The organism is Roseovarius sp. SK2, assembly GCF_028807495.1.
In the GTDB taxonomy this organism is placed as follows: domain Bacteria; phylum Pseudomonadota; class Alphaproteobacteria; order Rhodobacterales; family Rhodobacteraceae; genus Roseovarius; species Roseovarius confluentis.
On record NZ_JARAMK010000007.1, the window covers coordinates 220,064 to 233,980 of the forward strand.

At 64.5% G+C, this 13,917-nt stretch carries 15 protein-coding genes; 4 read left to right on the forward strand and 11 right to left on the reverse strand.

Translation table 11 applies throughout. The annotated features are described in order from the left end of the window. Positions 1-8 precede the first annotated feature (8 nt). From PVV74_RS14730 to PVV74_RS14780, 11 genes are all read right to left on the reverse strand, one after another. Positions 9-1,136: an acetoin utilization protein AcuC gene (locus tag PVV74_RS14730; protein ID WP_274593725.1), complete on the reverse strand. Its 1,128-nt coding sequence runs from the start codon at positions 1,134-1,136 to the stop codon at positions 9-11. Beyond that, a complete protein-coding gene (locus PVV74_RS14735; protein ID WP_274593726.1) occupies positions 1,133-1,624 on the reverse strand; it encodes a SixA phosphatase family protein in 492 nt (163 codons plus the stop codon). The genes PVV74_RS14730 and PVV74_RS14735 overlap by 4 nt, the downstream gene beginning before the upstream one ends. Further along, positions 1,621-2,259, reverse strand: coding sequence for a ferredoxin (locus tag PVV74_RS14740; protein ID WP_274593727.1), 639 nt, complete (start codon positions 2,257-2,259; stop codon positions 1,621-1,623). The genes PVV74_RS14735 and PVV74_RS14740 overlap by 4 nt, the downstream gene beginning before the upstream one ends. Then, the gene (locus PVV74_RS14745) at positions 2,256-3,050 is read right to left on the reverse strand and encodes a sterol desaturase family protein (protein ID WP_274593728.1); all 795 of its coding nucleotides are present in this window, start codon (positions 3,048-3,050) and stop codon (positions 2,256-2,258) included. Before PVV74_RS14745 ends, PVV74_RS14740 begins: the two co-directional genes overlap by 4 nt. Positions 3,051-3,125: 75 nt before the next feature. Beyond that, positions 3,126-3,989, reverse strand: a complete 864-nt coding sequence (gene argB / locus PVV74_RS14750) for an acetylglutamate kinase (protein ID WP_274593729.1) — start codon at positions 3,987-3,989, stop codon at positions 3,126-3,128. Positions 3,990-4,183: 194 nt separating this feature from the next. Further along, positions 4,184-4,834 carry a ribosome biogenesis GTP-binding protein YihA/YsxC gene (gene yihA / locus PVV74_RS14755; protein WP_103763496.1) on the reverse strand — a complete coding sequence of 217 codons (651 nt, stop codon included), beginning with the start codon at positions 4,832-4,834 and terminating at the stop codon, positions 4,184-4,186. Next, positions 4,834-5,577, reverse strand: a complete 744-nt coding sequence (locus tag PVV74_RS14760) for an MOSC domain-containing protein (RefSeq protein ID WP_274593730.1) — start codon at positions 5,575-5,577, stop codon at positions 4,834-4,836. Before PVV74_RS14760 ends, yihA begins: the two co-directional genes overlap by 1 nt. Then, positions 5,577-7,409 (reverse strand): membrane protein insertase YidC, encoded by a 1,833-nt coding sequence (gene yidC / locus PVV74_RS14765; protein ID WP_274593731.1) that lies wholly within the window; start codon positions 7,407-7,409, stop codon positions 5,577-5,579. The genes PVV74_RS14760 and yidC overlap by 1 nt, the downstream gene beginning before the upstream one ends. A gap of 193 nt (positions 7,410-7,602) precedes the next feature. Continuing rightward, complete coding sequence (locus PVV74_RS14770; protein ID WP_274593732.1) at positions 7,603-9,114, reverse strand: putative bifunctional diguanylate cyclase/phosphodiesterase; 1,512 nt, start codon at positions 9,112-9,114, stop codon at positions 7,603-7,605. Between the two features lie 55 nt (positions 9,115-9,169). Beyond that, complete coding sequence (gene ttcA / locus PVV74_RS14775; protein ID WP_274593733.1) at positions 9,170-10,039, reverse strand: tRNA 2-thiocytidine(32) synthetase TtcA; 870 nt, start codon at positions 10,037-10,039, stop codon at positions 9,170-9,172. Between the two features lie 45 nt (positions 10,040-10,084). After that, complete coding sequence (locus PVV74_RS14780; RefSeq protein WP_274593734.1) at positions 10,085-10,645, reverse strand: TlpA family protein disulfide reductase; 561 nt, start codon at positions 10,643-10,645, stop codon at positions 10,085-10,087. A 22-nt stretch (positions 10,646-10,667) separates the two neighbouring features. Here PVV74_RS14780 and argH point away from each other — a divergent pair, with 22 nt between their 5' ends. The 4 genes from argH to lysA are packed head-to-tail and all read left to right on the forward strand — an operon-like array spanning position 10,668 to position 13,900. Continuing rightward, positions 10,668-12,059: an argininosuccinate lyase gene (gene argH, locus PVV74_RS14785; RefSeq protein WP_274593735.1), complete on the forward strand. Its 1,392-nt coding sequence runs from the start codon at positions 10,668-10,670 to the stop codon at positions 12,057-12,059. Further along, positions 12,056-12,289 carry a hypothetical protein gene (locus PVV74_RS14790; RefSeq protein ID WP_103763489.1) on the forward strand — a complete coding sequence of 78 codons (234 nt, stop codon included), beginning with the start codon at positions 12,056-12,058 and terminating at the stop codon, positions 12,287-12,289. Before argH ends, PVV74_RS14790 begins: the two co-directional genes overlap by 4 nt. Then, on the forward strand, positions 12,286-12,591 hold the full coding sequence (locus tag PVV74_RS14795) for a DUF2834 domain-containing protein (protein WP_103763488.1): 306 nt from the start codon (positions 12,286-12,288) through the stop codon (positions 12,589-12,591). The genes PVV74_RS14790 and PVV74_RS14795 overlap by 4 nt, the downstream gene beginning before the upstream one ends. Before the next feature lie 43 nt (positions 12,592-12,634). Further along, a complete protein-coding gene (gene lysA / locus PVV74_RS14800; protein ID WP_274593736.1) occupies positions 12,635-13,900 on the forward strand; it encodes a diaminopimelate decarboxylase in 1,266 nt (421 codons plus the stop codon). Positions 13,901-13,917: the final 17 nt, after the last annotated feature.

Here is a 13,917-nt window from a genome sequence, read left to right on the forward strand (position 1 = left end):
TCGGGGCCTTACACCCAAACGCGCCGCCGGGCCTGCAGCACCTGCACCCGGCGGCGAATTTCGTTCTGCACGGGGCCATGGCGGGGCGTGTCGCGGAGCGTCTCGACGAGGTGATCGGGACGGTCGCCGCGCTGGCGGGTCCAGCTGAGGGCGGCAAGGACCGACCGCGCCCGTTCCGGCAGGCGGTCGGGAATCTCGAAGCCGTTGAGCGTGGCCCAGACGCCGGACCAGAGCCGGCCGACGGTCCACGGGTTGTATCCGCCCCCGCCAAGGACCAGCAGGCGCGGGGCCATCTGTTTCAGGGCCGTGACGACCTGCCAATGAGCGTTGTTCGACAGGGCCAGACGGGCAAGCGGATCTTCCAACACCGCGTCCGCCCCGCATTGCAGGACGATGACCTCCGGGCGCCAGTCCTGCACGGCGGGCAGGAGGACTTCGTCGCGCAGCAGCGCGAAATCGTCGTCATGCGTACCGCGCGGCAGGGGCAGGTTGATCGCATGGCTGCCGGCCCGGTCGTCGAGCGCGCCGGTAAAGGGCCAGCGGGCCTCTTCGTGGGTAGAGATCATCAGCACGTGCGGGTCGCCGTGAAACGCCGCCGCGACGCCGTCGCAGTGATGCGCGTCGATATCGACGTAAGCGATGCGCGTGAGGCCCTGTGCGAGGAACGCCTTGATCGCCAGCACGGGGTCGTTGAGATAGCAGAAGCCTGCCGCATGGTCGGCCATGCCGTGATGCGTGCCGCCGCCCGGGTTGTACACGATGCCGCCCTGCGCCAGCAGGTCCGCCGCCAGAAGCGACCCGCCAGCGGCAGTGGCGGGACGGCGGTAGATCTCGGGGAAGATCGGGTTTGACAGCGTGCCGATCTGGTGGCGCGCGCGCGTCGCCTCGTCCACCCTGCGCGCTGCCTCGGCCTGTTGCAGAGCGGTGATGTAGGCGGGCGTGTGAAAGCCCGTCAGCGCCGCGGGCTTGGCGCGCGGGCTGACGCGGAACCGGTCGCGGGGCAGCCAGCCCATCGCGTGGCACAGGTCCATGACCGTGGGCACGCGCGGGATGCTCAGCGGGTGGCGCGCGCCATAGCTGGAGCCGCGGTAGATCTCGGACCCGATGAAAAGGGGATGTGGCCCGGCCCCGGTCACTCAACCAGTTCGCGCGGGATCACGAAGGCTTCTAGCCGTCCGGTGCCGGGCGTGAACGCGCCCCAGTCGTCGATGTCGAACCGCGCGACCAGCGTGGCCCCGGTGGGATAGTCTTCGAAACGCGGATGGTCGGGATGCTCGGCCATGATCTGGTGTGCGAAAGACGCGATGCCGGGATTGTGCGCCAGCATCAGGACGGTCTGGCCCGTGGCGCCCTTCAGAACCTTCAGCATCTCCGCCGGGCCGGCAAGGTAGAGCCGGTCGAGCACCTGACGGTCGCAGTCGACCTTGAGCCGCTGCATTGTCTCGACGGTGCGGACCGAAGACGACACAAGCGCTTCGTCCACCACGATGGTTTGCGCCCGCAACCAGTCGCCCAGGGCGTCGGCCGAGCGTTTGCCGCGCTTGTTGAGCGTGCGGTCATGGTCGTCGAGCGTGGGATCGCCCCAGCTGGATTTGGCGTGACGCATCAGTACGAGACGTCTCATTTGAAGGCCCTCATGTGAAAGGCGGACTGGTCTTCCAGCCGCCCGTAGGACTGGCTGACCGGGCAGGTCCGGCGCACTGCACATCCTTTTGACATACAATCATTTTCCGGCCTGTCCAAGTCTGCCTTGCAGGCGTCGATCTCATAGGTGCCGGTGGCGAAGGCATCGACGGGGCAGGCGGTGAGGCAGGGCCGGGTGGCGCAGCTGTCGCAGGGATTGGGCGGAGGGGCCGGTGCGTCGATGATGTGACCGAAGCCAAGCGCGCCGCGATACGAGATCATCAGACCGGCGGCATCGTGCACCAGCAGGCCGACCGGCGAGGAATGCGCCCGACCGCTGGCCTTGGCCCAGGTTACGAATGGCTGGTAGGGCGGGCCGCCGAAGGGGAAGATGGCAGTGCCGTCCAGATCCCGGGCGAGGCCGCGGATCACGCGCGACGACCAGCGGTCCATCGCGTCGGGCGCAGTGTCGGCATATTCCGGCGACGCGGTGAAGGCCGGCCAGAAGCCGGGCTCCTGCGGTCCGAGCAGAACGAGCGTGCCGATGCCGTCGGGCATCTCCGCCCCTGTCACCACGCCGAAGGTGGCCAGATGGTGCGGGGCCGCGGCCTGTGCGATGTCGTCGAGTGTCGTCATTTGCGGAAGAATGGCAGCCCGAGAGACCATCCAAGGCGCGAGGGCCGATCATCCTGCCACTCAAGGCCGATGGTCATGTCGTCATGGCCTTTTCCGGGCTGGTCGATGTATGTGCCGAACATGCGATCCCAGATCGACAGGGCGAAACCGTAGTTGCTATCGTGTTCGCTGCGCTGGTCGGAATGGTGCACGCGGTGCATGTCAGGGGTCACCAGAACCTTGCGCAGGGCAGCGTCCAGCCCCAGAGGCAGCTTGATATTGGCGTGGTTGAACATGGCGGTGCCATTGAGGATGATCTCGAACAGGATGATGCCGAGCGCGGGCGGGCCGAGCAGGTAGACGAGCCCGATCTTGAGCAGCATCGACAGCGCGATTTCCACCGGGTGAAACCGGATCGCGGTGGTCACGTCGATGTCGCGGTCGGCATGGTGGACGCTGTGGATGCGCCACAGGAGCGGGATCTTGTGCGTGACGAGGTGCTGCGCCCAGATGGCAAGGTCGAAGATCAGCACGGTCAGTACCACGGCGATCCAGCCGGGAATGTCGACGGCGTTCATCAGGCCCCAGCCGTTGGCCTCGGCATCCACGGCGGCGCCGACGGCCAGCAGCGGCAGGGCGAGCGCGAGGGCGCGCAGGGTCAGCGTGTCGAGGAGGACGATGGCCCAGTTGGTGATCCAGCGCGTATTGCGCGGTTGCGTGCGCACGCGGCGCGGGGCCTTGGCCTCGACCAGGGCCAGGACCGCGAAAAGCCCGATGAAGACGGACAGGCGGATCAGCAACTCGTTTTCCATGCGGTATATTTATTGCATCCGCATGTGTCCGCAAAGAGACGAAGGGTCACAAGGCGGTGACGCTTTTAACGGCGCTCAACCCGCGCGGATCAGCGAGCCGGAGCCGTGTTCGGTGTAAAGCTCCAGCAGCACGGCATTGTCCAGCCGCCCATCAAGGATGACCACGCCGCGCACGCCGTACGAGAGTGCATCGAGCGCGGTTTCCGTCTTGGGGATCATGCCGCCCGAGATGACGCCCTGATCGGTCAGAGACTTGATCTGCGATGCGGTCAATTCGGTGAGGATGTTGCCCTCGCCGTCGCGCACGCCGTCCACATCCGTAAGCAGCAGCAGGCGGTCGGCCTGAAGCGCCGCCGCAATGGCACCGGCGGCGGTGTCGCCGTTGATGTTGAAGGTTTCACCGTTCCGGCCCGCGCCCAAGGGAGCGATGACGGGGATCGCGTCATCCTGAAAGAGCGTGTGCAGGATGGACGGATCGACCTTGTCGGGCGTGCCGACGAAGCCGAGCTTGGGGTCGGTGGGCACGCAGGTGATAAGGCCCGCATCCTTGCCCGACAGGCCCACGGCCTTGCCGCCCTGAGCGTTGATCGCCTGCACGATGCGCTTGTTGACGCGGCCCGAGAGGACCATCTCGACCACTTCCATCGTGGCCTCGTCCGTCACCCGCTTGCCATTCACGAAATCGGACTTGATGTTCAGCTTTTCCAACATCTGGTTGATCATCGGGCCGCCGCCATGAACGATCACCGGGTTCACGCCGACCTGCCGCATCAGCACGACGTCGCGGGCGAAGGTTGCCATCGCCTCGTTGCTGCCCATGGCGTGGCCGCCCAGCTTGATCACCACGATGGCGTCGTCGTAGCGCTGAAGATAGGGCAGGGCCTCGCTGAGGGTGCGGGCGGTTGTGAGGTTGTCGCGGGTCATGTCTCGAGTCTTCATGGGCGTGATCCTTGTTCGGGGCGTTATCACCGGACGGGCGCTGGCGCGCAAGACTTTAGGTGACCCCCACCCTGACCCTCCCCTCGGGGGAGGGAAGCCTTGTGGCGGGCCTACCCCGCTGAAGGATCGGGGCGCCAGTGGTCGCCTTCGTGCATGAGTATTTACGGCAAGAGAAAGCCGGAGGTGATCCCGGGCTATTCCAGCGTGGCGATGATGGCGCGCAGGGTGGCGATGCCGTCGCCCTTTTCCGAAGAGGTCAGGACGATCTCGGGGAAGGCGGCGGCATGGGTGGCAAGGCGGGTGCGGACCTGTGCCAGCACCTTGTCGCGCTCGGCAGCCTTGACCTTGTCGGCCTTGGTGAGCACGCATTGAAAGGTCACGGCGGAGCTGTCGAGCAGGGCCATGATCTCTTCGTCTACGGGTTTGATCCCGTGGCGGGCGTCGATCAGCACGAAGGCGCGGCGCAGGGTGACGCGGCCCGAGAGGTACTGTTTCAGCAGCGCCTGCCATTTCTCGACCTTCGGCAGAGGTGCGTTGGCATAGCCGTAGCCGGGCAGGTCCACGAGGAATGTCTGGCCGCCGAGGTCGAAATAGTTGATTTCCTGCGTGCGGCCCGGGGTGTTGGAGGCCCGGGCCAGCGCCTTGCGGCCGGTCAGCGCGTTGATCAGGCTGGATTTTCCGACGTTGGAGCGCCCGGCGAAGCAGACCTCGGGACGGTCGGCGTCGGGCAGGCCGGACATGGCGACCACGCCCTTGACGAAAGTAACCTCGCCGGCAAAGAGCTTTCGGCCGGATTCCAGAGCGGCCTCGCTGGGCGCCTCAGCCAGGGGGAAGGGGAGCGCCATCAGATCGGTTCCACGGTGTCGCCGACGCGGATCGTGCCCGAGCGCATGACGGTGGCGTAGACGCCGAAATCCTGGTGGCCGAAGCGGGTGTTCAGCGTGCCGAGCGTGTCCGCGTCACGTTCGCCGGTCTGCGGATTGGCGGTGGTGGCAAGGCAGCGCTTGATCGGTTCCTGCACGCTCAGTTCGGCGTCGCCGATGCGCAGGGTCTGGCCGACCCAGTCGAACTCGGCCCATGGGTCGAGCCCGGTAAGGTGGATGTTGCCGCGCCAGCGCAGGGGCGAGATGTCCTGCGCCATCGCCTCGGTCATGGCGTCGTTGGAGGCAAGGTTGATCAGGCTGATCGACGCGTAGTCGGTGTCGGTCATGCCGCGCCCGGGCACATGCACGAGCCGGGCCGATTGCGCGCGGTCGGCGGGCATGAGCGGGCGAACCCAGTCGAGGAAGGCGTCTTGGTCCCGTTCGGGATCGAAAGTCAGATCGGGCCGATCGGGATGGGTGAGCGTGACGCTGCCATCAGCTTCGTCCATCTTGGCCGAGATGGCCATGAGCGTGCCGGTCTTGGCCCCGCGCGAGAAATTGGCGCAGGGCACCCATTCGGTCCCGTCGGCCTTGGACATCTCGTGCGCGACGGCCCAACGGCGGTCCCATGGCAGGGTCCGGCCCTCGGTCAGGGTGACCGTGTCCAGCGCTTCGCGGCCGTGCCCCTTGATCGGGTGACGCCAGAGCGCGGCCACGGTTGCCATCACTTGTCCTCCGGCGGCGGGGTCTTGGCTTTCTTCTTGAAGCTGGACTTGATGTTGCCGAACACGTCCGGTTTGTAGCCCTGGCTGCGCATGATCAGGTATTGCTGGCTGAAGGTGATCACGTTGTTGGCGATCCAGTAGACCACGAGGCCGCTGGCGAAGCTGCCCAGCATGAACATGAAGACCCATGGCATCCACGCGAAGATCATCTGTTGCGTCGGGTCGGTCGGCGCCGGGTTCAGTTTCTGTTGCAACCACATGGACACGCCGAGGCAGAGCGGCAGGATGCCGATGAAGATCAACGCCAGGATCGAGCCCGGTTCGGGCGCGGCCCAGGGCAGGATGCCCCAGAGGTTATAGAGCGACGATGGGTCGGGTGCCGAGAGGTCGTCGATCCAGCCGATCCAGGGAGCGTGGCGCAGCTCCAGCGTTACGAAGATCACCTTGTAGAGCGAGAAGAAGATCGGGATCTGCATCAGGATGGGCAGACAGCCCGAGGCCGGGTTGACCTTTTCCTTCTTGTAGAGCTCCATCATCTCTTTCTGGAGCTTCTGGCGGTCGTCGCCCGCATTTTCCTTGATCTTCTCCATCTGCGGCTGGAGTTCCTTCATCTTGGCCATGGAGACGTAGGACTTGTAGGCCAGAGGCAGCAGGACAGCCTTGATGATGAGGGTCAGCGCGATGATCGCCCAGCCCATGTTGCCGATGAGTTCGTTGAGGTTGTGCAGCAGCCAGAAGATCGGCTTGGTCAGGAAGAAGAACCAGCCCCAGTCGATCGAATCGATGAACTTGGTCACGCCTTCGTCGTTCTGGTAGTGCCGGATGGTTTCCCATTCCTTGGCGCCGGCGAAGAGGCGGGTCTGGATGGTCACTTCCTGCCCGGGCGCGACGGTTTCGGTGCGCTGCTTGATGTTGGTCTGGTAGATGTTGCGGTTGGTGTCCTGGAAGGTCGAGAAGGTCGAGCCTTCGGCCTGGCCGGGGATCAGCGCGGTCATCCAGTAGTGATCGGTGAAGCCGGACCAGCCGGCCTCTTGCAGGGCGATATTCTCATGCGCGCCCGCAGCTTCGAAATCGTCATAGTCGATCTCGCGCAGCTCGCCGTCAGTCAGGCTGATGCCGCCTTCGTGAAGGATGAAGAAGTTCTTGAGGTCCGGCGGCAAACCGTGGCGGGCGAGGATGCCGTAAGGCGCGACGGAGGCGGCGTTGTCGCCGGTGTTCTGCACCGATTGGGTGACGTTGAACATCGAGCGGTCATCGACGGACATTTCGCGGCGGAAGGTCAGGCCAGCGCCGTTGTCCCAGGTCAGGACCAGCGGGTTTTCGGGGGTCAACGGACCATCGGACTCGACGTCCCAGACGGTGTTCGCGCCGGGCACCTGGTCGGGCGTCAGGCCGCTGCCCGGCGCCCAGCCGAAGAGCGCATAATAGGCGCGGTCGGTGCCGACGGGCGACAGGAGCGTGACGATCGGCGCATCCGGTTCGAGCGTTTCGCGGTAGTTCTTGAGTTGAAGGTCGTCGATCCGCCCCCCACGCAGAGAGACGGTGCCTTGCAGGGTGGGCGTGTCGATCTCGATGCGCGGCGTGTCGTCGGTTTCTGCTTCGGCCTGTTGCGCCTCGGGTGTCGCGGCGGTGTCGTCGGCCGTACTTGGCACACTGGCCGTGTCGCCCGCAGGCTCGGACGGGGTGGTGCCGGTTTCCGTGGTGGACGTGCTGGTGGTGGTCGCCTCCGGCGTCTCTTCCGGCTCGGGCGGCGGGAAAAGCAGGAACCAGATAAGGATCACCAACAGGCTGAGGCCCGTTGCCAGCAGGAGATTGCGGTTCTGTTCGTCCATCGTGGATGGCCACCCGTGCAAGTTTCATTCGTTTGGGGCGTTCAACAGAGTGCAGCAGCAAAGGTCAAGGGGGCAGAGCAGATTCGTGGTGATGTGAAAAACTGTGTCGCAGCTTGCACCGAAGCCCGTTGACAGGTTTGTTGCGGGCTTGGGCGTCACGGATGCGATTGCGCCCAGTGATGCGATGGGTGGCCTAGCCGGCGCTACGGCCGATGCGTGGCGGCGTCTGAACCCGCGCAAGGTGATCGCCGATCCACTGGATTGTTCTGACAGCCGGCATGGGGCGAGCAATGCCGAAGCCCTGAACATGGCCGACCCCAAGTTGGGCTAGCATCGCGTGTTCGCCCGCGGTTTCCACGCCTTCGGCTACGGTCTCGAGGTCAAGCTGTTCTGCCATGAGCTGGATTGCGTTGACCATGCGCTGCTGCTCGACGTCGCGATCGAGTTTCTTGACGAACGAGCGGTCGATTTTCAACCTGTGCACAGCGAACCGACGGACCGACGAGATCGAGGCGTGCCCGGTGCCAAAATCGTCGAGGTCGATGTGACAGCCCATCTCGGCCATGCGCCTGATATTGCGCACGATCGTATCCTCGGGGGAATAGGCGACAACGGATTCAAGAATCTCGATCGTCAATCGCGTCGGCGCGATATCGTAGCGGTCAAGCTCCCACGCGAGGCGGTCGACCAGTTTCGGGTCGCGCAGTTCGCCGGCAGAGAAATTCACACCGACCTGAGGTACGTCGAACCCCGCATCGTCCCAGAATTTGAGCGCTGAAAGCGCGTCCCGCAGGATTTTCGTGCCAAGAATGTCTGTTTTGCCCATTTTCTGCAGGAGCGGAAGAAACTCTGCGGGCGGAATCAGGCCGCGAACGGGATGTTCCCACCGCGCCAGCGCCTCGAACCCGGAAATGCCGCCGGTATCGGTGGAGACCTGCGGCTGGAACCAGGCGTTTATCTGCCCATCAGTCAGTGCGGTCAAAACCTCTGTTGCGGTGCCCTCGGGCAGGGGCGAGACCCGGCGCAACTCGGGGCTGTAGGCGCGAATGGCCGATGGGGCGTGGCGGCGCGCCTCGACCAGCGCGGTACCGGCAGCATCGGACAGGTCGCGCCCGGTGCCGCCGCGAATGAAGCTGTCAAGGCAGAAGCCCACCGAGGCTGAGACATAGATCGTGGTGGCATCAAGTGAGATCGGCTCCTCAGCGACGGCTTGCAGGCGGGTGGCCAGTTTCAGCCCGGCTTCGGAGTCGAGTCGGCGAACGGGGGCAAGAATGATGCCGAACTGCCCTTTGGAAATTGGAAGCAGGACGTCATGTTCGCGCAGTACGGTCTTGAGCCGGTCGGTCACGCATTTGCAGATACGATCGGCAGCCGCGGTTCCGTACCGGTCGAGAAGCGTTTCGTAGTCGTCGATTTCGACGATCGCGCATCCCGTGCGTCGAAGGCAGTTGCGTGCAGCGTCGAGCGTTTCCTGAAGCGCATGTTCGAAATCGCCTTCACGGCGCGTTACGGCGACAGGTGGCGCGGCGTGACGCAGCCACGCAAGACCCAGCGGCACCGCCAGCGCAATCGCCAACAAGACCGGTTCGCCACCAAGCCAGAACCCGCCCAGCACCAGCGCGGGAAGGAAAGCCAGCGCCTGTGGGCCCGAAAGCACCGTCATGAAGGAATAGCGAAGGGAGGACACATATTTGTTCAGGGGCATGTTTCGGGGTCCAAAGCGATCAAGTGGACGCTAACCCGAGTTGTTCAATAGCCCCTTAACGCAACCTGGGTAGCGCGTCGTCATTTCCTTCGAATTTTAGCGAGTCACGGCTTAACCCCTCGAAATCGAAGAGTTTAGGGTCGAGCAGGTGTGAGGGCCGGGCGTTCATCAGGGCCCGGAACATGACCTGGCGGCGGCCCGGGCTGTTGGCCTCCCAGCCGTCGAGGATCTGTTTGACCTGCTGGCGTTGCAGCCCGTCCTGGGAGCCGCAGAGATCGCACGGAATGATGGGATAATTCATCGCGCGGGCGAACCGCTCGCAATCGGCCTCGGCCACATGGGCCAGCGGACGGTAGACGAAAAGGTCGCCTTCCTCGTTCACCAGCTTGGGCGGCATGGTGGCCAGACGCCCGCCGTGAAAGAGATTCATGAAAAACGTCTCGAGGATGTCGTCGCGGTGATGACCCAGCACCACGGCGGAACAGCCTTCTTCGCGCGCGATGCGGTAGAGATGGCCGCGGCGTAGCCGCGAGCAGAGCGCGCAATAGGTGCGGCCCTGCGGCACCTTGTCGACGACGACGGAATAGGTGTCCTGGTACTCGACCCGATGGGGCACGCCAATGTCCTCGAGGAACTTGGGCAGGACGGTCGCCGGAAAGCCGGGTTGGCCCTGGTCTAGATTGCAGGCGAGGATATCGACGGGCAGAAGGCCGCGCCACTTAAGCTCGTGCAGGACGGCCAGCAGGGTATAGCTGTCCTTGCCGCCGGACAGGCAAACCAGCCAGCGGGAGTCCTTCTCGACCATGCCGTATTGCTCTGTCGCCTCGCGCGCCTGGCGCACGATGCGTTTGCGCAGCTTGCGGAACTCCGTGGTTTTCGGAGCGCCGGCAAAGAGCGGGTGGATATCGTCGGCATCGTCGAGCATGTTTGGGCGTTTAGAGCGATTCACGCCACCGGGCAAGCGCGAGCGTCAGGCGCCGGCGTCGATCAGCGCCTGCAGAATCGACTTGGCGCTGTCCGAGCTCCAGTCGGCATCGCCCTGAAGCCGGGCAATCTCGCGGCCCTCGCGGTCGAGGATGACCGTGACGGGCAGGCCCAGCACGCCCATCTGGCGCGAGAGGCCCATCTTGGGGTCGGCGTGAAGCGGCAGGTTGTCGACGCCGATCTCGTCGAAGAACTTTTCCATCGCGGCGGGTGCGTTGCGGCCCGAGGCGATGGTGACGACTTCGAAATCCTTGCCGCCGAGTTGGTCTTGCAGGTCCGACAGCATCGGCATCTCGTGGCGGCAGGGGGCGCACCACGTGGCCCAGAAATTGACCAGGGTGATCTTGCCTTCGTAGTCCGACAGGGTCAGGTCGCCGCCATCCTCGGACTTGAAGGCCTCGGAAGGCACCGCCTTGGCCTCGGAATGCACCACCAGCTTTTTCATGTCGCCGTCGCGCAGGTCGGCAATATCCGCGGTCTGGGCCGCTGCGCCGTTTGCACCGACTGCGAGGGCCATATAAAGGACGATGGACTTCAGCGAATTCATAGCGCCTCCGAAGAGTTGGGACATGACAGACAAGACCTCTAACAAGATGTGGGGCGGCCGGTTCGCCGCCGGGCCCGATGCGATCATGGAGGCAATTAATGCCTCGATAGATTTCGACAAGCGCCTCGCGGCGCAGGATATCGCCGGGTCGCGCGCCCATGCGGCCATGTTGGCCGCGACAGGTATCGTCAGTGATAGCGATGCCGAGGCGATGCGGGAAGGCCTGCTCACGGTGTTGTCAGAGATCGAAAGCGGGGAGTTCCCGTTCTCGAAGGCGCTGGAGGACATTCACATGAATGTCGAGGCGCGGCTGAAGGAGGTGATAGGCGAGCCGGCGGGGCGGCTGCACACGGGGCGCAGCCGGAATGACCAGGTGGCGACGGATTTCAAGCTGTGGGTGCGCGATCAGCTCGATGCCTGCGATGCGGCATTGGTGGCGCTGATGAAAGCGTGCCTCGCTCAGGCCGAGGCCGGTGCGGATTGGGTGATGCCGGGGTTCACGCATCTGCAGGTGGCGCAGCCGGTGACGTGGGGCCATCACATGATGGCCTATGTCGAGATGTTCGGGCGGGATCTGTCCCGTGTCCGCGATGCCCGCACGAGGATGAACGAATGCCCGCTGGGCGCGGCGGCCCTGGCCGGGACGTCCTTTCCCATCGATCGGGACATGACGGCGAAGGAGCTTGGGTTTGATAGACCGGCGGCCAACAGCCTCGACGCGGTCAGTGACCGGGATTTCGCGCTGGAGTTCCTGTCCGTGGCCAGCATTTGCGCCATGCACCTGAGCCGGACGGCCGAGGAACTGGTGATCTGGTCTTCGGCGCAGTTTCGCTTCGTGACGCTGAGCGACCGGTTCTCGACCGGGTCGAGCATCATGCCGCAGAAGAAGAATCCCGATGCCGCCGAGCTGATCCGCGCCAAGATCGGGCGCATTTTCGGGGCGAACGTGGCGCTGATGACGGTGATGAAGGGCCTGCCGCTGGCCTATTCCAAGGACATGCAGGAGGACAAGGAGCAGGTCTTTGACGCCGCGGACAACCTGATGCTGGCGCTGGCCGCGATGGAGGGGATGGTCCGCGACATGTCGGCCAACCGCGACGCGCTGGAGGCGGCGGCGGGTGCGGGGTTCTCGACCGCGACGGACCTTGCGGACTGGCTGGTGCGGGTGCTGGGCCTGCCGTTCCGCGACGCGCATCACGTGACCGGCGCGCTGGTGGCCAAGGCGGAAGCGAAGGGATGCGACCTGCCGGAGCTGAGCCTGGAGGAGATGCAATCCGTGCATGGAGATATCGACAAAACGGTTTATGATGTGCTGGGTGTGCACAACTCGGTCGCCTCGCGCATGAGCTATGGCGGGACCGCGCCCGAGCAGGTGCGCATGCAGGTTGATCGCTGGAAGGAGATCCTGGGATGAAACGTGTGATTGCATGTCTGGGCCTGATTCTGGTCGCAGCATGCGGCGTGGATGGCGAGCCGATCCCGCCCGGCACCGAGCCAGACGATACCGTGGCGCGGAATGATCCCACACCGGTGCGGCCAAACCTGAACGGGTCGCTGACCGTGGGCACAAACGGATCGCGGGCCAGTGTGGGCACGTCGGTCGTCAGCGGTAACGTGTCGGTCCACGTGGGCACGGTGTTTTGAAGTACGTTTTCCTGGCCTTGGCTACCTGGGGGGCAATCCACCCGATGGCGTGGTTCGTGGCGTGGTTCAACGCCAACGGGTACAGCCTGATGGGCATGGTGGAGGCGTGGCATGCCAATGCCGCGACCAGCGGGCTGGTCTGGGACCTGACGATTGCTGCCGTCGCACTGACCCTCTGGGTGATCTGGGAAACGGCAAAGGCGCGCGACTGGCTGCGCCTGATCGCGATACCCGCGACGTTCTGCATCGGGGTGAGTTGCGGTTTGCCGCTTTATCTGTTTCTGAGGATGCGGCGCGGGTGAGACCCGCCGAGTATTGAGTATTTTCAGCAAGAAAAAGCGGGCGATGGATCATTTTCTTTACCGAGACGGCGAGCTTCATGCCGAGGATGTGCCGGTGGCCGAGATTGCCGCCGAGGTTGGCACGCCGTTCTATTGCTATTCGACCGCGACGCTGACGCGGCATTTCCGGCTGTTCGACGAGGCGCTGGACGGGATGCCGCATCTGGTGTGCTACGCGATGAAGGCGGCGAGCAACCAGGCGATCCTGAAGACGCTGGCGGGTCTGGGCGCGGGGATGGACGTGGTCTCAGCCGGCGAATACCTGCGCGCCAAGGCGGCGGGTGTGCCGGGCGAGAAAATCGTGTTTTCTGGTGTTGGCAAGACCCGCGATGAAATGCGCATCGCGCTGGAAGGCGGCGTGCGGCAGTTCAATGTCGAGAGCGAGCCGGAGATGGCCGCGCTGTCGGAGGTGGCGGTGTCGCTGGGTGTGGAGGTGCCGATCACGGTGCGGGTGAACCCGGACGTGGACGCGAAGACCCATGCCAAGATCGCGACCGGCAAGAGCGAGAACAAGTTCGGCATCCCGATTGCGCGCGCGCGCGAAGTCTATGCCGAAGCCGCGCGGTTGCCGGGGCTCAAGGTGATCGGGATCGACGTGCATATCGGCAGCCAACTGACCGATCTGGAGCCGTTCCGGCTGGCGTATCAGAAGGTTGCGGAGCTGACCGAAGTGTTGCGGGCGGATGGTCACGAGATATCGCGCCTTGATATGGGCGGTGGGCTTGGCATCCCCTATGAACGGTCGAACGCGGCGCCGCCGCTGCCCACGGATTACGGGGCTATGATCCGCGAAACGGTCGGGCACCTTGGCTGCGAGATCGAGATCGAGCCGGGGCGGCTGGTGGCGGGCAATGCCGGTATCCTTGTCAGCAAGGTGATTTACGTGAAATCGGGCGAAGGGCGTGATTTCTTGATCCTCGACGGGGCGATGAACGACCTGATCCGCCCCGCGATGTACGACGCCTACCACGATATTGTCCCGGTGAAGGAGCCAGCGCCGGGCGCGGAGCCGGCCAAGTACGACATCGTCGGACCGGTCTGCGAATCGGGCGATACTTTCGCCAAGGAACGGGTCATGCCGCATGTGGGCGAGGGCGACCTTGTGGCGTTCCGCAGCGCGGGCGCATATGGTGCGGTCATGAGCAGCGAGTACAATACAAGGCCGCTGGTTCCGGAAGTTCTGGTGCATGAGCATCAATTTGCCGTCATCAGGCCCCGGCCGACCTTTGACGAGATGATAAATCGCGATACCATCCCTGCATGGTTGTGACGCGACGGGCGCGTTCG